Source organism: Burkholderia sp. LFS061 (assembly GCF_047978125.1).
In the GTDB taxonomy this organism is placed as follows: domain Bacteria; phylum Pseudomonadota; class Gammaproteobacteria; order Burkholderiales; family Burkholderiaceae; genus Burkholderia; species Burkholderia pyrrocinia_C.
Genome location: NZ_JBFPFS010000001.1, coordinates 336,511 through 356,422, shown reverse-complemented (window position 1 = coordinate 356,422; position 19,912 = coordinate 336,511). Strand labels below are relative to the sequence as shown.

The 19,912-nt window shown below is 66.1% G+C and carries 16 protein-coding genes and 1 riboswitch; of the genes, 8 read left to right on the top strand and 8 right to left on the bottom strand.

The features are described 5' to 3' along the window. Positions 1 to 630 precede the first annotated feature (630 nt). On the top strand, positions 631 to 2,040 hold the full coding sequence (locus tag ACNQQL_RS01590) for a DHA2 family efflux MFS transporter permease subunit (protein WP_347062960.1): 1,410 nt from the start codon (positions 631 to 633) through the stop codon (positions 2,038 to 2,040). A gap of 243 nt (positions 2,041 to 2,283) precedes the next feature. On the opposite strand, the gene ACNQQL_RS01585 is transcribed toward ACNQQL_RS01590, so the two are convergent. The 3 genes from ACNQQL_RS01585 to ACNQQL_RS01575 form a co-directional block, all read right to left on the bottom strand. Beyond that, positions 2,284 to 3,027, bottom strand: a complete 744-nt coding sequence (locus tag ACNQQL_RS01585) for a 2OG-Fe(II) oxygenase (RefSeq protein ID WP_347062959.1) — start codon at positions 3,025 to 3,027, stop codon at positions 2,284 to 2,286. Positions 3,028 to 3,321: 294 nt separating this feature from the next. After that, positions 3,322 to 4,914, bottom strand: a complete 1,593-nt coding sequence (locus ACNQQL_RS01580; RefSeq protein ID WP_347062958.1) for an inorganic phosphate transporter — start codon at positions 4,912 to 4,914, stop codon at positions 3,322 to 3,324. Between the two features lie 180 nt (positions 4,915 to 5,094). Beyond that, entirely contained in the window at positions 5,095 to 5,682 is a 588-nt protein-coding gene (locus tag ACNQQL_RS01575; RefSeq protein ID WP_347062957.1) for a histidine phosphatase family protein, read from the bottom strand. 54 nt (positions 5,683 to 5,736) lie between these two features. Further along, positions 5,737 to 5,875: riboswitch (cobalamin riboswitch) on the top strand. Positions 5,876 to 5,907: 32 nt separating this feature from the next. On the opposite strand from ACNQQL_RS01575, the gene ACNQQL_RS01570 reads away from it, so the two are divergent. Beyond that, positions 5,908 to 6,117 carry a CbtB domain-containing protein gene (locus ACNQQL_RS01570; protein ID WP_072443795.1) on the top strand — a complete coding sequence of 70 codons (210 nt, stop codon included), beginning with the start codon at positions 5,908 to 5,910 and terminating at the stop codon, positions 6,115 to 6,117. Positions 6,118 to 6,130: 13 nt separating this feature from the next. Continuing rightward, complete coding sequence (locus ACNQQL_RS01565; protein WP_347062956.1) at positions 6,131 to 6,859, top strand: CbtA family protein; 729 nt, start codon at positions 6,131 to 6,133, stop codon at positions 6,857 to 6,859. A gap of 21 nt (positions 6,860 to 6,880) precedes the next feature. Here ACNQQL_RS01565 and ACNQQL_RS01560 read toward each other — a convergent pair whose 3' ends face one another. Continuing rightward, complete coding sequence (locus ACNQQL_RS01560; RefSeq protein ID WP_310143527.1) at positions 6,881 to 7,789, bottom strand: LysR family transcriptional regulator; 909 nt, start codon at positions 7,787 to 7,789, stop codon at positions 6,881 to 6,883. 126 nt (positions 7,790 to 7,915) lie between these two features. On the opposite strand from ACNQQL_RS01560, the gene metE reads away from it, so the two are divergent. After that, positions 7,916 to 10,210: a 5-methyltetrahydropteroyltriglutamate--homocysteine S-methyltransferase gene (metE, locus tag ACNQQL_RS01555; RefSeq protein ID WP_347062970.1), complete on the top strand. Its 2,295-nt coding sequence runs from the start codon at positions 7,916 to 7,918 to the stop codon at positions 10,208 to 10,210. A 281-nt stretch (positions 10,211 to 10,491) separates the two neighbouring features. Here metE and ACNQQL_RS01550 read toward each other — a convergent pair whose 3' ends face one another. Both ACNQQL_RS01550 and speB read right to left on the bottom strand, forming a co-directional pair. Continuing rightward, positions 10,492 to 11,817: an MFS transporter gene (locus ACNQQL_RS01550; protein WP_347062955.1), complete on the bottom strand. Its 1,326-nt coding sequence runs from the start codon at positions 11,815 to 11,817 to the stop codon at positions 10,492 to 10,494. 54 nt (positions 11,818 to 11,871) lie between these two features. Continuing rightward, complete coding sequence (gene speB, locus ACNQQL_RS01545) at positions 11,872 to 12,828, bottom strand: agmatinase (protein WP_072443776.1); 957 nt, start codon at positions 12,826 to 12,828, stop codon at positions 11,872 to 11,874. Between the two features lie 139 nt (positions 12,829 to 12,967). Between speB and ACNQQL_RS01540 the strand changes: the two genes are divergently transcribed. Next, positions 12,968 to 13,879 (top strand): LysR family transcriptional regulator, encoded by a 912-nt coding sequence (locus ACNQQL_RS01540; protein ID WP_204421951.1) that lies wholly within the window; start codon positions 12,968 to 12,970, stop codon positions 13,877 to 13,879. Positions 13,880 to 13,936: 57 nt separating this feature from the next. On the opposite strand, the gene ACNQQL_RS01535 is transcribed toward ACNQQL_RS01540, so the two are convergent. Then, positions 13,937 to 14,401, bottom strand: coding sequence for an Lrp/AsnC family transcriptional regulator (locus tag ACNQQL_RS01535; RefSeq protein ID WP_059238912.1), 465 nt, complete (start codon positions 14,399 to 14,401; stop codon positions 13,937 to 13,939). 134 nt (positions 14,402 to 14,535) lie between these two features. Here ACNQQL_RS01535 and ACNQQL_RS01530 point away from each other — a divergent pair, with 134 nt between their 5' ends. The 3 genes from ACNQQL_RS01530 to ACNQQL_RS01520 all read left to right on the top strand — a co-directional run bounded on the left by ACNQQL_RS01530 (position 14,536) and on the right by ACNQQL_RS01520 (position 18,756). Next, a complete protein-coding gene (locus tag ACNQQL_RS01530; RefSeq protein WP_347062954.1) occupies positions 14,536 to 15,156 on the top strand; it encodes a LysE family translocator in 621 nt (206 codons plus the stop codon). Between the two features lie 258 nt (positions 15,157 to 15,414). Then, positions 15,415 to 17,007, top strand: a complete 1,593-nt coding sequence (locus ACNQQL_RS01525) for a S53 family peptidase (protein ID WP_072443769.1) — start codon at positions 15,415 to 15,417, stop codon at positions 17,005 to 17,007. Between the two features lie 72 nt (positions 17,008 to 17,079). Then, a complete protein-coding gene (locus tag ACNQQL_RS01520) occupies positions 17,080 to 18,756 on the top strand; it encodes a S10 family peptidase (RefSeq protein ID WP_347062953.1) in 1,677 nt (558 codons plus the stop codon). 75 nt (positions 18,757 to 18,831) lie between these two features. On the opposite strand, the gene nadE is transcribed toward ACNQQL_RS01520, so the two are convergent. Next, entirely contained in the window at positions 18,832 to 19,737 is a 906-nt protein-coding gene (gene nadE / locus ACNQQL_RS01515; protein WP_347062952.1) for an ammonia-dependent NAD(+) synthetase, read from the bottom strand. Between the last annotated feature and the right edge of the window lie 175 nt (positions 19,738 to 19,912).

The window sequence follows — 19,912 nt, the reverse complement described above, 5'->3', positions numbered from 1 at the left end:
ACCCCTTCCCATCCCGAACAGGACCGTGAAACGACTCTACGCCGATGATAGTGCGGATTCCCGTGTGAAAGTAGGTAATCGTCAGGCTCCCTTAGCCAGAAACCCCCGCCCAAAAGGCGGGGGTTTTTGCATTGGCGCGGCCAAAATGCCGGGCGGCCAAGCAACGGCACCGCAGTCGGGGCCGGAGCCGGAGCGCCGATGGCATCGATTTGAGCAGCTACCGTTCTCGAGCGATCCGCAGTTCTGTGCCGCTGAAATTTTCAGGTGTCTTCTTCTACGCATCGTATCGATGCACCTTCAGCCGGTGCCTAGCGCATGTCGGCACATTCGAAGATGATGTTGTAATGGCCGCTGATGGGCGACGTTCATCGATGATGCCCGATAAATGGCGTGTTTCTGTGAAAGAAATCCATCCCCCCATGCTTTGCCTCGAGCTGTCCGAGGACGTCACTCGGCGAGCGCAGCACGAAACCGTCCCCGAAATCTATGCGCATAAAGTGCATTCGTGCGACATGAGTCGGCGAAGCGAAGGCAAAGCCCTTCAGGGTAATATCGCCATTCGCCCCCGATCCCGGTGCTTGTCTGCACCTATTGGCGGTCGGTGTTTTTCGCATTCCATCTCCTGCATTCATGACTGACAGCCCTGCCCAAGGTGGTCGGACGACCGACTTCTTGCCGTATCTCGTCGCCGCAACGTTCTTCATGGAGTACCTCGACACGACCGTGATCGCGACCGCGCTGCCGCAAATGGCGCATTCGTTCGGCGTCGGGCCGAACGCGCTGAGCCTCGGGATGACGGCCTACATGCTTGCGCTTGCGGTGTTCATCCCGATCAGCGGCTGGATCGCGGATCGATATGGATCGCGCACGGTGTTCGCCAGCGCGATCGTCGTCTTTACCGGCGCGTCGGTGCTGTGCGGGCTGTCCGATGGCGTGGTGACGTTCACGGCTGCGCGGCTGCTGCAGGGTGTCGGCGGAGCGATGATGGTGCCGGTCGGGCGGATGATCGTCGTGCGCAGCACCGAGAAAGCAAGGCTGATGCGTGCGATCGCGACGATCACGTGGCCGGGCATCGTCGCGCCCGTCGTCGGGCCGCCGATCGGCGGTTTCATCACGACCTATGCGTCCTGGCGATGGATCTTCCTGTTGAACGTCCCGTTCGGCATCGCCGCGCTCGTCTGTACCTGGCTGATCGTCCGGAACACGCGGGCCGACGAGCAGCGGCCGCTCGATTGGGTCGGCTTCGTGCTGGCCGGCGGAGCACTGACCTGTCTGTTGATCGGCACCGAGGCGGCCGGCCAGCAGGATGTCCACTTCACGCGCGCGGCCGTCCTGGTGGGCGCGAGCGTATTGTTCGGCATGGCCGCATGGTTGCATGCGCAACGTTGCGTGCATCCGCTGCTCGATTTCACGACGCTGAAGGTACCGACGTTCTCGGTGACGGTGATCACCGGCTCGATCACGCGGATGGCGATCAACGCCGTGCCGTACCTGCTGCCGCTGCTGTTCCAGATCGGTTTCGGACTGTCGCCGTTCCAGTCCGGTTTGCTGCTGCTCGCGAGTGCGCTCGGCAATCTCGGCATGAAGGCGGGAACGTCGTGGATCCTCGACCGCTACGGTTTCCGGCGCGTGACGCTCGTCGGCATCTTCACGATCGTATGCGGCTGGCTGACCACATCGACGCCGCTGACGATCACGCTGTTCGTCGTATTCGTCTACGGGCTGACGCGGTCGATGCAGTTCACGACGCTCGCGACGCTGGCCTATGCGGATATCCCGGCTCACCAGACGAGCGCGGCCAGCACGTTGTGGAGCGCTGCGCAGCAAATGACGATCGGGATGGGGATCGCGTTCGGCGCGTTGTCGCTGCGGCTGGCGGCGTTGCTACGTGGCGATGCGGCCGGCATGCATTACGTGCTCGACGATTTCCGCTGGGCATTCGTCGCGGCGGGCGTGCTCGCACTGCTGACGTTGCCGGGCTACGCGCGATTGGCCTCCGATGCAGGCGATCGGCTGCGGGCGAATGTGGCTCGAGGGTAGGACGGACTGCTAATCGCGTTTGTGTCGCGACAGGTGAGTGTTTTGGTTTCCTGTCGCTCGCAAGCAACGTCGAATCGTCATGGCTGTGATGACCTGACGGGCGGGCAGATCGTGCGGCGATGCGTGGCCGTAACGTCCTCGGAACGATTACACGCGACTGGCGCGACAGACGTGCGATGTTTACCGCGCGAACCCATCCGCGTGATCAACCGCACGACCGTATCGCGCTCGTCCCGATTACCGTCACTGCGCATCATGGAAGATGATGCCGACCGTGTGGCGGTGGCCGCTTCTGATCCGGCTTACGCCGTGGCGCAGGTTGACGCGATAGATGCCGCGCGTTCCTTGCACGGGCCTGCCGTGCACGGCAAAGATCACCGCGTCGCCTTGCGTCAGCGGCACCACTTCCGCACGCGACTGCATGCGTGGCCGCTGTTCCGTCAACACGAACTCTCCTCCGGTGAAATCGCGTCCCGGCGCCGACAGCAGGATCGCGACCTGCAGCGGAAACACGTGCTCGCCATACAGGTCCTGATGGAGGCAGTTGTAGTCGTCGGCACCGTATTGCAGGATCAGCGTTGTCGGTCGTGTCTGTCCCGCGGCGTGGCAGCGGTCGAGGAAGGCAGCATGGTCTTTCGGATAGCGGACGTCGATCCCGAGTGCCTGGTTCCAGCGATTCGCGATCGGCGCGAGATGCGGGTAGATCGTGGTACGCAACTCGGCGACGGTCGCAGGCAGCGGATAGGCGAAATACTTGTATTCACCGCGCCCGAATCCGTGTCGCGCCATCACGACGCGTGAACGATAGAGCGCATCCCGAGGATAGAGCGATGCGAGCGCAACGCACTCGTTTGCCGAAATCAGGCCCGGCACGCGCGCGCATCCGTAGCGATCGAGCTCGGCATCGACGGTCGTCCAGTCGACTATGTCGACGCGTTGCGCGATATCCAGCGATTCGACGGCAGGTTGCAGGTCGGCGATGTTCACGGGCGTACCTCGTTCGTCAGCAGTGTGGCGCCGTGCGGTCGCTCGGAATGCTCAGGAAACGTCGCACGCACGGTTGAGTCCACGATGGAAGTTGATGAACCCAGTCTAGCGACATCCGTGCGCCGGCGCGTTCCAGATCTTGCGCTCCAATTCGGAAAAGGAAGAGGGGAAAGCTCGCGATGTGGGATGGGCGCACGCGAATGCGTCGACGTCGGAGCACGGAAGCGAGGAGGCGAAGGTCGAATCTCCAACAGCAGGCGGCCGGCTTCCGCCGGCCACCCGCTGCGTCCCCGATCAGGCCAGCGCCCGGAACAACCAGTAGAGCCCGCCCGCAAGTGCGATCGACGCCGGCAGCGTCAGCACCCACGCGAGTACGAGGCTGCGCACCGTGCTCCATTGCAACCCGGACCCGTTCGCCGCCGTCGTGCCCGCGACGCCCGACGACAGCACGTGTGTCGTCGAAACGGGCAGCCCGTACACGTCGGCGGCGCCGATCGTCAGCATCGCGACGAGTTCGGCCGACGCGCCTTGTCCGTACGTCAAATGCTGCTTGCCGATTTTCTCGCCGACGGTCACGACGATCCGTTTCCAGCCGACCATCGTGCCGAGGCCCAATGCGATCGCAACGGCGACCTTCACCCAGGTCGGAATGAACTTGGTCGCGTGGTCGAGCTGCTTGCGATAGTTGTCGATCGCGAGCTTGTCGTCAGCGGCAAGCGCGGGCTGGCCCGACTTCTCGATCAGACGAATTGCTTCGGACACCAGATACATCGTGTTGCGCACGTTGTCGACGTCGCGCTGCGGCACCGCCGCCATCGAGCCCGACGCACCAACCTCAGTCGCGAGCGACGTCGACAACTGCTGTACGGCCGGCAGCACGGCGGGCGTCAGCTCGCGACGCTGCACGTAATGCTCGATGTCGGCGCGCGGGTTCGCGGACGGCGCGACGCCGTTCGTGTATTTCCCGAAAGTCGCGGCGGCCTGGTTCGCGACCGCAACGAAGGTCTGCGATTCGGCAGGCGTAACGGCCTTGTTCAGCGCATACGCGGTCGGCACCGTGCCGATCAGGATCAGCATGATGAGGCCCATCCCTTTCTGCCCGTCGTTCGAACCATGCGCGAACGACACGCCCGTGCAGGTCAGGATCAGCAGGCAGCGAATCCAGAACGGCGGCGGCTGATCCTTCGGCGGCTCCTTGTACAGCTCGGGAATCCGCACGACGGCCTTCAGCACGAGCAGCAGCAGCGACGCGCACAGGAAGCCGACGATCGGCGAGAGCAGCAGCGACTTGCCGACGCCGAGCGCCTGGCCCCAGTCGACGCCGCTCGTGCCCGACGGCCCGTGCATCAACTGGTTCATCAGCCCGACGCCGATGATCGAGCCGATCAGCGTATGCGAGCTCGACGAAGGCAACCCGAAATACCAGGTCGCGAGGTTCCAGACGATTGCGGCGATCAGCAGCGCGAACACCATCGCGAAGCCCGCGCCGCTGCCGACCTGCAGGATCAGCTCGACAGGCAGCAACTGCAGGATGCCGAACGCGACAGCGCCGCTCGAAACCATCACGCCGAGGAAGTTCCACATGCCGGACCAGATCACCGCGACGTTCGGCGTCAGCGAGTGCGTATAGATCACGGTGGCGACCGCGTTCGCGGTGTCGTGGAAACCGTTGACGAATTCGAAGCCGAGCGCGATCAGCAGCGCGGCGCCGAGCATCAGGTACGGGAACAGCGATCCTTCGCGGACCGGCGACAGATCGGCGATCAGGTGCGTGGCGATATAGACGGCGCCGATCGCGAGCACCAGCAGGAAGAAGGCATAGCCGACCTGCCGGTTGCGCTCGACGGAGCCGCGATTGTTCGCGGCGGACGAAGCAGGTTGATTCATGACGGCATCTCGTAAGGGAACCGCTTCCGATCCTAGCTGTGGCCAGCAGTCAGTTTGATGACAATCGGGATGACGAACGGTATGTCTTACGGCGATGCAAGGTGAACGTCGGCATGCGACCGAGATGCGACACGTTGGCCCGTATCGTGGCCCACATAGTGAACACGACACCGCAGGGACTTACGCATCGGTGCCGCGTCGATCGTCGTTCGTCATCAACGTCCAGCCGCGCGGCGATGCAACGAAGGTCACGCACGACAGCGGCGCGACGTCGATGCGGGTTGCAGCGTCGGGAGCCATCCGCAGTACGTGTGCGACGGCCGCGCGAACGATCGCCGCATGCGTGATCGCGACGATGTCGCGGCCAGGCGGCAGCGCGTTCAACCATGCGCCGGCGCGGCGAGCGGCGGCTTCGAACGACTCTCCGCGATGCGGTGACGCGGATGGATCGGCGATCCATGCACCCAGTTCGTCCGGCAGATCGCGCGCGAGGTCGTGCAGCCGCTTGCCGCGCCAGTTTCCGTAGTCGATGTCGCGCAGCGCGTCATCGACGTCGGCATGCAACCCGAGCGCATCGGCGGTCTGCCGCGCGCAGCATGCGGGGCTGCACAGCACGAGCGAGCGGGCGACGCCTGCCCACCGGTCGCGCAGCGCAGTGGCGTCCGCGAGCCCGCGTGCATCGAGCGGATCGTCGTCGGGAAACGTGCCGGTGCGCATCGCTCGGGTCGATGCGTGTGCGATCAGGCGCAGCGAGGCATGCATGTTCATGTCGGTTTTCGGATGGGCCGGGGCGGGTGCGCGGTCGTCCGCGGGCTTTCACTCCTACAATACGCGGCCGTTCGCGCGTACAATTCGCCCGATACGAAACGCGGAAGCCGGTGCAGTCCCGGCGCGGTCGCGCCACTGTAACCGGGGAATCCCGATCCCGGAAGCCAGACCTGCCTTCGTACCCATCCAACATTTGTCGGGGCGCGATTCCCCTGAGGTGCATCCATGAGCGAAGCAGTGCTGAAGCCGGTTGTCGTGCCGGCGCCCATCCCCGTCCGTGAACTGCTGCCGTGGGCCGTGTTCGCCGGCCTGATCCTGCTGCTCGCACTCTATTTCGTCGGCGCGGAACAAGGCGCGACGTCGCTCGTGCCGGGTATGGTCGTTCATGAATTCGTCCACGACGGCCGCCACCTGCTCGGCTTTCCCTGCCACTGACGCGGAGTACACGATGGTCGGAAAGCTGCTCATGCGCGGGATGCTCGCAGGCATCGCCGCGGGCCTCCTCACGTTCGGTTTCGCGAAAATCGTCGGCGAACCGCAAGTCGATCAGGCGATTTCCTTTGAAGAAAAGCTCGAGGCCGCCAAAGGCGACGTGCCGGAGCACGAGCACGAACTGGTCAGCCGCGACACGCAGGCCGGCCTCGGCCTGTTGACGGGTGTCGTGACCTACGGCGCGGCATTCGGCGGGCTGTTCTCGCTGGTCTTTGCGTATGCATACGGGCGAGGCGGCCGCCTTCCGGCACGGCCGCTGGCCGCGTGGCTTGCGCTGGCGGCATTCGTCGCGCTCGTGATCGTGCCGAACATCAAGTACCCGGCCAATCCGCCGTCGGTCGGCGATCCCGACACGGTCGGCTATCGCACGGGCCTGTTCTTCCTGATGATCGCGATCTCGATCGCGACGATGGCGTTCTCGGTCAGCGTGCGCCGCCATCTGCTGGCGAAGCTCGGCCAATGGAATGCGTCGATCGTCGCGGGGCTCGTATTCATCGCGATCATCGCGGCCGTGCAGTTCGGGCTGCCGTCGATCAACGAAGTGCCGGCCGCGTTCCCGGCCGCCGTGCTGTGGAAGTTCCGCGTCGCGGCCATCGGCATGCAGGCGATCATGTGGACGACGATCGGCCTGCTGTTCGGCGCATGGGTGGAACGCGACGAACGCATCGGCATGCGCGCCGCCTGACGCGCATTGCAATGGGCGCGCCTAGCGCAGCATGCGCGGCGCGCTCCACGTCGATTCGCGCGCCAGCGCGACGAACGCGGCCAGATAGTCGATCGATGCATCCGCTTCGCGGATGCCGAGGAAGATCTGCTTCGCGATCCCCTGCTTGCCGAGCTTGACCGGCACGACGGGCATCCGGTCCGCGTATTCGTCGGCGAGCCATCTCGGCAGCGCGGCCACGCCGCGCCCGCTCGCGACCATCTGCAGCATGATGTCGGTCGTCTCGATCGACTTGTGGCGCCTCGGCACGATGCCGGCCGGCGTCAGGAACTGGTTGTAGATGTCGAGCCGGTCGGTTTCGACCGGGTACGTGATCAGGATCTCGTCGGTCAGTTGCTCGGGCGTCACGTAGTCGGCGTTGGCGAACCGATGCGAGTCGGCGACCACCAGCACCTGCTCGTAGTCGAACACGGGATCGAAGCGCAGGCCCGGCTTGTTCAGCGGATCGGGCGTGACGAGCACATCGATGTCGTAGCCGAACAGCGCACCGATGCCGCCGAACTGGAAGCGCTGCTTCACGTCCACGTCGACGTCGGGCCAGCGCGACAGATACGGCGACACGACCTTCAGCAGCCACTGGTAGCACGGGTGGCACTCCATCCCGATGCGCAGCGTGCCGCGCTCGCCCTTCGCGTACTGCCTCATCCGCTCCTCGGCGAGTTCGAACTGCGGCAGCAGCCGGTTCGCGAGCTTCAGCAGATATTGCCCGCCTTGCGTGAGCCGCAGGCCGCGGCCTTCACGATCCCAGATCGGCGTGCCGAGCTGCTGCTCGATTTTCCGGACGGTATGGCTGAGCGCCGACTGCGTGAGATGCAGCGCATTGGCGGCCGCGGTCAGCGAGCCCTGGCGCTCGACTTCACGAATGACGACGAGATGGAATCGTTCCAGCATGGATATCGCTCGCCCAACAGATGCATGAACAAATTTAATGGATGAATGAAATAATGCCATTTTATTTCATGGTTTGAAATCCCTATCATGACTGCCGGACATTCACTACATCTGGACGGCAGCTTCATGGTCAGGACACACAACCTCGGTTTTCCGCGCATCGGCGCGAAGCGCGAACTCAAGTTCGGTCTCGAACGCTACTGGAAGGGCGAATCGTCGCGCGACGAGCTGAAGGCGCTCGGCGCCGAGCTGCGCCAGCGCCACTGGAACGAACAGCGCGATCTCGATCTCGCGCCGATCGGCGATTTCGCGTTCTACGACCAGGTGCTCGACATGAGCTTCATGCTCGGCAACCTGCCCAAGCGCGTGCACGGTTTCCACGGCGACGTGCTCGACAACTATTTCCGTGTTGCGCGCGGCCGTTCGGCGCAGTCGGCGGAAGAGCATGCGGCGTGCTGCGGTGGTGTCTCGGCCGGTGAAATGACGAAGTGGTTCGACACGAACTATCACTACATCGTGCCGGAATTCCACGCGGACACGAACTTCTCGCTCGACCCGTCGCGCCTGCTGCAGCAACTGACCGAGGCGAAGGCGCAGGGCGTGAATGCCAAGCCCGTGATCATCGGCCCCGTCACGTATCTGTGGCTCGGCAAGGCGAAGGACGATTCCGATCGTCTCGCGCTGCTGCCGAAGCTGCTGCCCGTGTACGGCGCGCTGCTCGACACGCTGACCGCGCAGGGCGTCGAATGGGTGCAGATCGACGAACCGATTCTCGTCACCGAGCTCGACGCCGAATGGCGGCAGGCGTTCCGCACCGCCTATGCGGTGCTGGAGACGCGTCGCATCAAGCTGCTGCTTGCTACGTACTTCGGCCAGCTTCAGGACAACCTGACGCTCGCGAGCTCGCTGCCGGTCGACGGGCTGCATGTCGACGCGATCAATGCGCGCGACGAAATCGACGCTCTGGTGCGCGAGCTGCCGGCCGAGCGCGTGCTGTCGGTCGGCGCGATCAACGGCCGCAACATCTGGAAGACGGACCTGAGCGCGACGCTCGACTGGCTCGAACCGCTCGCGAAGCAACTGGGCGATCGCCTGTGGCTCGCGCCGTCGTGCTCGCTGTTGCACGTGCCGGTCGATCTCGCGAGCGAGGAGAAGCTCGACGCGGAGATCCGTTCGTGGCTCGCGTTCGCGTTGCAGAAGCTCGACGAGCTGAAGGTGCTCGCGATCGCGCTGAACGAAGGCCGCGACAAGGTGGCCGATGCGCTTGCCGCGAACGCCGCCGCGATCGACTCGCGCCGCCGCTCGCCGCGCGTGAACAACCCGGCGGTGAAGGCGGCGATCGCGCGTATCGACGCGCGGCTCGGCAACCGCGTGAGCCCGTATACGCAGCGTGCGCCGAAGCAGTCGGCGCGACTGAACCTGCCGGCCTTCCCGACGACGACGATCGGCTCGTTCCCGCAGACCGCCGAAATCCGCCAGGCGCGCAGCCGGTTCAAGGCAGGTGCGCTCGATGAAGCCGGCTACCGCACGGCGATGAAGGCTGAAATCGAACGCAGCGTTCGCGAACAGGAGTCGCTCGAGCTCGACGTGCTCGTGCACGGCGAAGCCGAGCGCAACGACATGGTCGAATACTTCGGCGAGCAGCTCGACGGCTACGCGTTCAGCCAGTTCGGCTGGGTGCAGTCGTACGGTTCGCGCTGCGTGAAGCCGCCGATCCTGTTCGGCGACATCAGCCGCCCGAAGGCGATGACGGTCGAATGGATCGCGTATGCGCAGTCGCTGACGAACAAGCCGATGAAGGGCATGCTGACCGGCCCCGTGACGATCCTGAACTGGTCGTTCGTGCGCGACGACCAGCCGCGCTCGGTGTCGTGCTACCAGCTCGCGCTCGCGATCCGCGAGGAAGTGCTCGATCTCGAGAAGGCCGGCGTGCGCGTGATCCAGATCGACGAGGCCGCGCTGCGCGAAGGGCTGCCGCTGCGCCGCGCGCAATGGAGCGAGTACCTGAAGTGGGCGGTCGAGTCGTTCCGCATCACCGCGAACGGCGTGCAGGACGATACGCAGATCCACACGCACATGTGCTATTCGGAGTTCAACGACATCATCGCGTCGATCGCCGACATGGACGCGGACGTGATCACGATCGAGACGTCGCGCTCGGACATGGAGCTGCTCGACGCGTTCGACAGCTTCAGGTATCCGAACGAGATCGGGCCGGGCGTGTACGACATCCATTCGCCGAACATTCCGACGCAGGGTCACATCGTCGGCCTGATGAAGAAGGCGGCCGAGCGGATTCCGGCGGAGCGTCTGTGGGTGAACCCGGATTGCGGTCTGAAGACGCGCCAGTGGGCGGAAGTGATTCCGGCGCTGACGAACATGGTCGCGGCGGCGAAGGCGCTGCGCAACCCGATGCAATAACGCGCGAACGTTATGTGACTGCCGCCGCGATCATCGTTCCGGCGACAGGCGTCGCACCGATCCAGACCGTCCCGGGCACGCCCCGGGACGCTTCGTTATCCGGATCGGTGTGAAGTACTACCGCGTGAAAACGCCTGAAGAAGGCCATCGGGAAGACTGTCGGCGACGTCGTCGCGCAACAGGCGAGGGAGGGGATTCCCGGAACGGGAACGGGCGACCTGTTGGTCGCCCCGTATGCGCGAGAACCGGGCAGGCGAAGCCGCCTGCCCGTCGTGCGGAAATCACGCGGTGCGCGCGCCGTGCGGCAGCGGCTCGTTCGCCTTGCCGGGCGCCCCGGCATCGTCGATGCCGACGCGGCGCGAGATCAGCCACACGCACAGCGAAGACAGGATCGCGGCACTCGTATACTGGATCGCGAGCGGCCACCATTGCGGTGCGGTGTTCTGCGCGATGATGGTCGCGACGAGCGGCGTGAGGCCGCCGGCGAGCGCGCCGCACACCTGGTATGCGATCGAGATCGCCGTGTAGCGGATCCGCGCGACGAAGATGCCGCTGACGAAGCCCGCGACCACCGAGTAGTAGCCCGATTCCGCGAGCGTCGCGAGGCCGACGCCGACCGTGATCGACAGCGGCGTGCCCATGTGTACGAGCGGCAGCATCACGAACGGAACGATCGCGGCCCATGCGCCGGTGATCAGCAGCACGCGCGTCGTGCCGAAGCGTTGTGCGAGGAACGCGGCCGCGAGCTGTACGACGAACTGCAGCACCGCGACGATCGCCATGCAATGCAGCACCATCGACCGGTCGAGCGACAGGAACTGCGTCGCGTAGCTGATCATGAAGATGTTGCTGAAATACACGCCGGCGATGCCGTACACGTTCGCGCCGATCGCGAGCAGCAGCAGCGGCCAGTACTTGAGCGCTTCGCGCACAGGGTTTTGCGCGGTGTTGCCGCTCTTCCTGACTTCCTCGAACTCGGGCGACTCGGACACGCTCGCGCGGATCACGAAGCCGACCACCAGCAGCACGGCGCTCGCGAGGAACGGCACGCGCCAGCCCCAGCTCATCATGTCGTCCTTCGACAGCGTGCTGATCGCGCCGAACGCGAGCATCGACAGGATCAGGCCGCTCGCGCTGCCGAGCTGCGCGAACGACGCGAAGAACGTGCGCTTGCCTTCTGGCGCATGCTCGCCGGCGAGCAGCACCGCGCCGCCCCATTCGCCGCCGACCGCGATGCCTTGCAGCACGCGCATCAGCACGAGCAGGATCGGTGCGATCACACCGGCTTGCGCATGGGTCGGCAGCAGGCCGATCGCGACCGTCGATACGGCCATCAGCATCAGCGTCGCGAGCAGCGAACGCTTGCGGCCGAAGCGGTCGCCGAGATAGCCGAACATCACGCCGCCGAGCGGCCGCGCGAAGAAGCCGACCGCGAACGAGCCGAACGATGCGAGCAGGCTGACGAAGCGGTTTTCGCCGGGAAAGAACAGCGGCCCGAACACGATGGCGGCGGCGGTCGCGTAGCTATAGAAGTCGTACCACTCGATCGTGGTGCCGACGAACGAAGCGAGCGCCGCCCGCTTCGGTTGTTTGACGGAAGTCCCCATCTTTATGTGTGCTCCTCTGGAATCCTCTGATTTGGAATAGATGGCGGCGCGGGATCAGTCGCGGTACTTGACGCCCGGCAGCACGCACAGCAGCTCGTATGCGAGGTTCGCGCCGAGCAGCGCCGTGGTGCCGAACGGGTCGTACGGCGGCGCGACCTCGACGAGATCGCAGCCGACGATGTTCAGCCCCTTCGCGCCGCGGATAATCTCGAGCGCCTGCGGCACCGTGAGGCCCGCGATTTCCGGCGTACCGGTGCCCGGCGCGTAGGCCGGATCGATACCGTCGATGTCGAAGCTGATGTAGACGGGCGTGTCGCCGACGCGCTCGCGCACTTCTTCCATCAGCGGCGCGAGCGACTTGTTCCAGCATTCCTCGGCCTGGACGACGCGGAAGCCCTGCTCGCGGCACCAGTCGAAATCCTCGGCCGCGTAACCCGTGCCGCGCAGGCCGATCTGCGTGACCTTGTCGCCGTGCAGCAGGCCTTCCTCGACCGCGCGGCGGAACGGCGTGCCGTGCGCGATCTTTTCGCCCATCATCGTGTCGTTCACGTCGGCGTGTGCATCGACGTGGATCAATGCAACCTTGCCGTGCTTGCGGTGGATCGCGCGCAGGATCGGCAGCGCGATCGTATGGTCGCCGCCGAGCGTGACCGGCTTGCAGTCGTGCTCGAGGATCGCGTCGTACGCGGCTTCGATCCGCGCGATGGAATCGTGCAGGTTGTAGGGATTGATCGCGACGTCGCCGATGTCGGCGACCTGCAGCGAATCGAACGGCGCGGCGCGCGTGGCCATGTTGTACGGGCGCAGCAGCACGGATTCGGTGCGGATCTGGCGCGGGCCGAAGCGCGCGCCGGTGCGGTTGGACGTGCCGAGATCGAACGGCACGCCGACGAAGCACGCGTCGAGGCCTTCGGCGCTCGCCACGTGCGGCAGGCGCATCATCGTCGCGATGCCGCCGCAGCGCGGCATCTCGTTGCCGCCGAGCGGCTGGAAATGGGTGTGGTCGTTCATGGGGCGCCTCTTCCGATGTGGGGTTGCCGTATCATTCGACGCGGCTTGGCGCACAGTTTTACGCGCTCGGCCGGGAAAGAAGAATGCGAAGATATCGACGTTAACATCGATTTTCATCGATGTATGGAAGGGGATGAGCGTGCTGGGGAATCTGTCGACCCTCGATCTACGGTTGATCCGCGTGTTTCTCGCGGTCACGGACGCGGGCGGCGTATCGGCCGCGCAGGCCGTGCTGAACGTCGGGCAGTCGACGATCAGCGCGCAGTTGGCGTCGCTCGAGACGCGGCTCGGCTACCGGCTCTGCGAGCGCGGCCGCAGCGGTTTCCGGCTCACGCCGAAGGGCGAACGGTTCCATGCGATGAGCCGCAAGCTGCTCGCGGCGCTCGACGAATTCGGGATGGCCGCGCGGCACATGGACCGCCAGCTGGTCGGCACGCTGAACATCGGCCTGATCGGCCATACGCCGGTGAGCCAGAACGCGCGGATCGCCGAGGCGATCGCCGCGTTCCGCACGCGCGACGAGGCCGTGCGCTTCTCGATCTCCGTGCGCGCGCCGGGCGATCTCGAGGAGAAGCTGCTGAGCGACGAGATCCAGATCGCGGTCGGCTATTTCTGGCACCGCGTGCCGTCGCTGCACTACACGCCGCTGTTCGTCGAGCGCCAGGTCGCGTACTGCGGCCGCGGCCATCCGCTGTTTGACGGCGCCGGCACGCTGACGCCGGCCGACGTCGCGGGCTTCGAATGGGCGTGGCGCTCGTATCCGCTGCCGGAAGCGCAGATGTCGACGACGCCCGACCGCGTGACCGCGACCGCCGACAACATGGAGGCCGTCGCGCTGCTGATCCTGTCCGGTCACCACCTCGGCTACCTGCCGCAGCACTTCGCGGCGCCGTACGTCGCGCAGGGGCTGCTCGCGCCGCTCAATCCGGAGCAACTGCGCTACGACGTGACGTTCCACATGGTCGTCGCGCGCAACGGGCGCGGTAATCCGCTCGTGGAGGCGTTTCTCGAGGATCTCGAGCGCGCGCACCAGGCGCCGGACATCGCGTGACGCCGGCGCCGCCGGCAATGTGAACGAGCGTTACATCGGCGCGGGCCGCCGCGCGCGTCACGGCACCGGCAACCCCGCGTCGTGCTTCACCTCGCGCAGCGACAGCGCCGATTCGATCGACGTCACGCCCGGCAGCATCCGCAGCGAGTCGCGCAGGAACGTGCCGTAGTCGTCGAGATCGCGCGCGACCACCTGCAGCAGGTAGTCGGCCGTGCCCGCGACGTTGTGGCACGCGAGGATCCGCTCGATGCCCAGCACTTCCCGTTCGAACCGGTCGGCGACCTTGCGGTCGTGCGTCGCGAACCGCACCAGCACGAACGCGACGACGCCGAAGCCGAGCGCCTGGCGCGACAGTTGCGCGCGGTAGCGCTCGATGTAGCCGTCGCTTTCGAGACGTTTGAGGCGCCGCGCGCAAGGCGTCTCGGACAGGCCGACGGATTCGGCGAGACGCGCGATCGGCAGGCGGCCGTCGCGCTGCACCGCAGCGAGGATCGCGCGATCGGTTTTGTCGAGTTCGGTCATGTTGGCGGAATCCTTGTTCTGAATTAGAGATTGTGGCGGATTCCGCTATGGATCGCCAATTCCGGGATAAAGATGGCCAATAATCCCTCCTTCTTCAGCGGCAACATATCGTCATTGAAGGACGGGGGCAGAACATGATTTCCACGCATTTGCTGTTGATCTATCTCGCCGCGCTGGCGGCCATTTATGCGGTGCCGGGGCCCGACATGGCGCTCGTGCTGCAGACCAGCATCGGCCGCGGCGTGCGGCCGGGAATGGCGGCGGCGGCCGGCCTGTCGTTCGCGCGCACCGCGCACGTGACGCTGTCCGCATGCGGCGTCGCGGCGCTGATCCGCAGCGCGCCGTGGCTGTACGAGGTGATTCGCTACGGCGGCGCGCTCTATCTCGCGTATGTCGCGATCCAGGTGTTCCGCTCGCCGGTGTTCGCGCTCGGCGACGGCGACGCGGCGGCGGGCGAGCTGCGGCAGTCGTTCGTGAAGGGGCTGCTGACGAACCTGCTGAACCCGAAGGCGCTGCTGTTCTGCTCGGTGCTGCTGCCGCAGTTCGTGCGGCCCGAGGCCGGGCCGGTCGTCGTGCAGATGTTCGAACTCGGCGCGCTGCTGGTTGCGGCCGGCGTGTGCTTCGACCTCGCTTGCGTGTTCGGCGCGGCGCGCATCGCGGCGTGGATGCGCGCGCATCCGCTCGCGCAGACGGTGCAGCGCTGGACGTTTTCCGCGACGCTGATCGGTTTCGCGCTGCGCCTGTCGATGGACTGAGCGCCGCCGCTGCCTTGCCGCCGCGCAGGTCGACGGGCCGCGCGGCGCCGCTGCGCCGATCGGCGAAGGCCGCGTGCAATGCCGGCCTTCGTGCGCATCCCCGCCGCAGAAGGGCGTGCGCGCAAATCATCTGACTGTTCTAAACTCCTTTTAACTTCGCGCTGCTGCGAACCGACTGACCGAACGGAACCGACTTCCGCCGGCTATGTCCGATTTCCTGGCTGTTCCGTGCAACGCGGTACCAAGGAGGGTCTGAACATGGCAAGGCATCTTCACGCCGACCGTGAACCCCGAATCGTCGCCGAATCCAAGTGCCTCGGCCCGTGCGATCCGGCAGAACGCATCCACGTCACGATCATGTTGCGGCGGCAGGAAGAAGGGCAACTCGATACGTTGGTCCAGCAGCTCGCCACCGGCGACGCACAGGCGAAACCGCTGTCGCGCGACGCGTTCGCGCAGCGTTTCTCCGCCAATCCCGACGACATCCGCAAGACCGAGGACTTCGCGCGCCGTCACCAGCTGACGGTCGATCGCGTCGATCCCGTCGAAAGCGTCGTCGTGCTGTCCGGCATGATCCAGCAGTTCGAAGCGGCGTTCGGCGTGAAGCTCGAGCGTTTCGAGCATCGTTCGATCGGCCAGTATCGCGGTCGCTCGGGCCCGATCACGCTGCCCGACGATCTCGGCGACGCCGTCACGGCCGTGCTCGGCCTCGACAGCCGCCCGCAGGCGCGGCCGCACTTCCGGCTGCGCCCGCCGTTCAGGCCCGCGCGCGGCGGCATGGCGGGCGTCACGTTCACGCCGATCCAGCTCGCGTCGCTGTACGGCTTCCCGGCCGGCGACGGCGCCGGGCAGTGCATCGCGATCGTCGAACTCGGCGGCGGCTACCGTGCGGCCGACATCCGGCAGTATTTCAGCGGGCTCGGCATCAAGACGCCGCCGACGCTCGTCGACGTGAACGTCGGCACCGGCCGCAACGCGCCGTCCGGCGACCCGAACGGTCCGGACGGCGAAGTCGCGCTCGACATCGAGATCGCCGGTGCGATCGCGCCGGCCGCGAAGATCGCGGTCTACTTCGCACCGAACAGCGACGCGGGCTTCATCCAGGCCGTCAACGCGGCCGTCAACGACAAGACCAACAAGCCGTCGGTGATCTCGATCAGCTGGGGCGGCGCGGAAGCGGTCTGGCAGGCGCAGTCGGCGCAGGCGTTCAACCGCGTGCTGCAGGCGGCGGCTGCGCAGGGGATCACCGTGTGCGCGGCGTCGGGCGACAGCGGCTCGGGCGACGGGCTGCAGGACGGCGCCGATCACGTCGACTTCCCCGCATCGAGCCCGTACGTGCTCGGCTGCGGCGGCACGCAGCTCGACGCGCTGCCAGGGCAGGGCATCCGCAGCGAGGTCACGTGGAACGACGAGGCGTCGGGCGGCGGCGCGGGCGGCGGCGGCGTTAGTACGCTGTTCGACCTGCCGGCGTGGCAGCAGGGGCTCGCCGTCACGCGCGCCGACGGCAGCCGCACGCCGCTCGCAAAGCGCGGCGTGCCGGACGTCGCCGGCGATGCGTCGCCGCAGACGGGCTATGAGGTATCGGTCGCCGGCACGGCTACCGTGATGGGCGGCACGAGCGCGGTCGCGCCGCTGTGGGCCGCGCTGATCGCGCGGATCAATGCGGCGGCCGGCGCATCGGCCGGCTGGGTCAATCCGGTGCTGTACAAGAATCCGGGCGCGCTGCGCGATATCACGAAAGGATCGAACGGCACGTATGCGGCCGCGTCGGGCTGGGACGCATGCACGGGCCTCGGCAGCCCGGACGGCGCGCAGCTCGCCGCGATCCTCGCGCGCAAGCCGTCGAGCTGACGCGTCGGCACACGCCTTTCCGTTCGACGCGGGTTTCCTGCCCGCGTCTTTTTCACCTCCAGGAGCAGCACGATGGGCATCGATTCCGCATCTTCCGGCGGCGTTTATCCGCTGCATCACGGCGACCACAATTCGCATGGCGTGCCGCCGACCGTCAATCCGGTCGCGCTGAGCCGCGGCCGCGACCAGCCGTTCTTCGATCCGGTTGCGTACGGCAACGGCCCCGACGATTCGGTGACCGACACGACCGAAGCGGCCGCGATCACGCATCACACGATCCTGATCGACGGGAAGCGCATCGCGTACACGGCGACGGTCGGCCACCTCGTGACGGTCGACCCGAGCAGTTCGCTGCCGGCCGCGAAGATCTTCTACGTTGCGTTCACGGCCGACGGCGCGAAGGAGGAAACGCGGCCCGTGACGTTCTTCTACAACGGCGGGCCCGGTTCGTCGTCGGTGTTCGTGCTGCTCGGCTCGTTCGCGCCCAAGCGGATCAAGACGTCGATGCCGGGTTTCACGCCGCCCGCGCCGTACCAGATGGAAGACAACCCGGACAGCATGATCGACCACAGCGACCTGGTGTTCATCAACCCGGTCGGCACCGGCTATTCGGCGGCCGTCGCGCCGAACAAGAACCGCAACTTCTGGGGTGTCGACCAGGATGCGGATTCGCTGAAGCAGTTCATCAAGCGCTACCTGACGAAGAACAACCGCTGGAATTCGCCGAAATACCTGTTCGGCGAATCGTACGGCACCGCGCGCAGCTGCGTGCTCGCATACAAGCTGCACGAGGACGGCGTCGACCTGAACGGCGTCACGCTGCAATCGTCGATCCTCGACTACCGGCAGGCCGGCAACCCGGTCGGCGCGCTGCCGACCGCCGCGGCCGATGCGTGGTATCACAAGAAACTCGGCGTCACGCCGGCGCCGGCCGATCTCGGCGCGTTCGTCGAGGAAGTCGCGCAGTTCTCGCGCACCGACTACTTGAACGCGCTGCGCAAGGCCCCGCATGCAGACCCGGCCGCCGTGCAGAAACTGTCGCAATACACGGGCATCGACACGGCGACGCTGCAATCGTGGCGCCTCGACATCGCCGGCTACGACGCGCGCGGCAATTCGCTGTTCCTGACGACGCTGCTGCATGCGCAGGGGCTCTCGCTCGGTTCGTACGACGGCCGCGTGACCGCGATCTCGACGGGCATCGCCGGCAAGATCGACCCGAACTCGGGCGGCAACGATCCGACGATGACGGCCGTGACGGGCGTCTATACGGCGATGTGGAACAGCTATCTGAACGAGCAGTTGAAGTTCACGTCGAATTCCGCGTTCACGGACCTGAACGACCAGGCGTTCAGGAACTGGGATTTCAGCCACATCGACCCGACCGGCGCACAGCAGGGCATCGATGCGCAGGGGAACGTGATCCTCTATACGGCCGGCGATCTCGCCGCGGTGATGGCGTTGAATGTCGACCTGAAGGTGCTGTCGGCGAACGGCTTGTACGATTTCGTCACGCCGTTCTACCAGACCGTGATCGACCTGCAGCAGATGCCGCTCGAGGATCAGAAGGTGCGGCAGAACCTGTCCGCGCGTTTCTATCCGTCGGGGCACATGGTGTATCTCGACGGCGGCTCGCGCACCGCGCTCAAGCGCGATCTCGCGACGATGTACGACACGACGGTCAGCGATACGGGCGCACGGATGCGGATTCGCGCGCTGCAGGCGAAGAAGACGGGCGGGCACGCGTAGCGTTGCCCGTCGTTTGGTTGCCGCGCGTAGCCGCTACGGTGCGCGCGGCGGTCGGGTTCCGGCGCTACCGGCCGGTCATGCGGCCGCAGCGCCGGATTGCGACGCGGCGATATTTTCGTGCCGGTGGCCGGCTTGCGCGATCGGCCAGTCGAACGGCGTGTACGGCAGCGCGCGCTTGTGGCGCGAGCCGTCGTAGAAGCGCAGCACCGTTTCGTACACATGGTCGCTGACCGGCTTGCCTTCGAGGAAATCGTCGATCTCGTCGTAGCTGACGCCGTATGCGTGCTCGTCGGGGCGCAGCGGGCGCAGTTCCTCGAGATCGGCCGTCGGCACCTTCATCACGGTCGCTTCGTCGCCGCCGAGCGCGCGGGCCACCGCGCGCACGCGGCGCTTGCTCAGGCCCGCGAGCGGTAGGATGTCCGCGCCGCCGTCGCCGAACTTCGTGAAGAAACCCATCAGGGATTCGGCCGCGTGATCGGTGCCGATCACGATGCCGCGCCGTGCGCCGGCCACCGCGTACTGCGCGATCATGCGCTCGCGCGCCTTGATGTTGCCGTGCACGAAATCCTGTTGCGCGGGCGTGTCGAACGCATGACCGGATGCGACCAGCGACGCGAGCATCGCATCGGCGGCCGGCTTCACGTCGACGGTCAGTTCCTCGTCCGCGCGCACGAACGCGAGCGCGCGCTGCGCATCGGCTTCGTCGTTCTGCACGCCGTTCGGCAAACGCATCGCGATGAAGCGCGCATCGTAGTCGTCGGCGCGCAGGCGTTCGACCGCCAGTTGCGCGAGCCGCCCGGCCGTCGAAGAATCGACGCCGCCGCTGATGCCGAGCACGTAGGCCCGCAGGCCGGTCGAGCGAAGGTATTGCGCGAGGAAATCGACGCGGCGGGCGATCTCGGCCTCGGCGTCGAAATGCGGGGCGACGTTCAGTTCGGCAATGATCGCGCGTTGGCGGCTGGCGTAATCGGCGGATGTCATGAAGAAGGTTCCGGAACGAAATGCAAGGCGCCCATCATAAGCGCAATCGCGGCGGGGCGCCGCGCCGGGCGTGCGATCCGGCCGCCTTGCGTTGCTTCGGCGAGACGCGCTGCGTCACCGTGGTGCACGGTGCGCCGGGCGGGTGCGGGATGCCGCGGGAACGGCATCCGTGAGG

What these genes read in the sequence shown, in the direction of transcription:
- ACNQQL_RS01530 (WP_347062954.1), top strand. Translation starts at nt 14,536, where the DNA reads ATGATTTCCACGCATTTGCTGTTGATCTATCTCGCCGCGCTGGCGGCC.
- ACNQQL_RS01560 (WP_310143527.1), bottom strand. Translation starts at nt 7,789, where the DNA reads ATGCTGGAACGATTCCATCTCGTCGTCATTCGTGAAGTCGAGCGCCAG.
- ACNQQL_RS01565 (WP_347062956.1), top strand. Translation starts at nt 6,131, where the DNA reads ATGGTCGGAAAGCTGCTCATGCGCGGGATGCTCGCAGGCATCGCCGCG.
- ACNQQL_RS01575 (WP_347062957.1), bottom strand. Translation starts at nt 5,682, where the DNA reads ATGAACATGCATGCCTCGCTGCGCCTGATCGCACACGCATCGACCCGA.
- ACNQQL_RS01520 (WP_347062953.1), top strand. Translation starts at nt 17,080, where the DNA reads ATGGGCATCGATTCCGCATCTTCCGGCGGCGTTTATCCGCTGCATCAC.
- nadE (WP_347062952.1), bottom strand. Translation starts at nt 19,737, where the DNA reads ATGACATCCGCCGATTACGCCAGCCGCCAACGCGCGATCATTGCCGAA.
- ACNQQL_RS01535 (WP_059238912.1), bottom strand. Translation starts at nt 14,401, where the DNA reads ATGACCGAACTCGACAAAACCGATCGCGCGATCCTCGCTGCGGTGCAG.
- ACNQQL_RS01525 (WP_072443769.1), top strand. Translation starts at nt 15,415, where the DNA reads ATGGCAAGGCATCTTCACGCCGACCGTGAACCCCGAATCGTCGCCGAA.
- ACNQQL_RS01570 (WP_072443795.1), top strand. Translation starts at nt 5,908, where the DNA reads ATGAGCGAAGCAGTGCTGAAGCCGGTTGTCGTGCCGGCGCCCATCCCC.
- metE (WP_347062970.1), top strand. Translation starts at nt 7,916, where the DNA reads ATGGTCAGGACACACAACCTCGGTTTTCCGCGCATCGGCGCGAAGCGC.
- ACNQQL_RS01590 (WP_347062960.1), top strand. Translation starts at nt 631, where the DNA reads ATGACTGACAGCCCTGCCCAAGGTGGTCGGACGACCGACTTCTTGCCG.
- speB (WP_072443776.1), bottom strand. Translation starts at nt 12,828, where the DNA reads ATGAACGACCACACCCATTTCCAGCCGCTCGGCGGCAACGAGATGCCG.
- ACNQQL_RS01550 (WP_347062955.1), bottom strand. Translation starts at nt 11,817, where the DNA reads ATGGGGACTTCCGTCAAACAACCGAAGCGGGCGGCGCTCGCTTCGTTC.
- ACNQQL_RS01580 (WP_347062958.1), bottom strand. Translation starts at nt 4,914, where the DNA reads ATGAATCAACCTGCTTCGTCCGCCGCGAACAATCGCGGCTCCGTCGAG.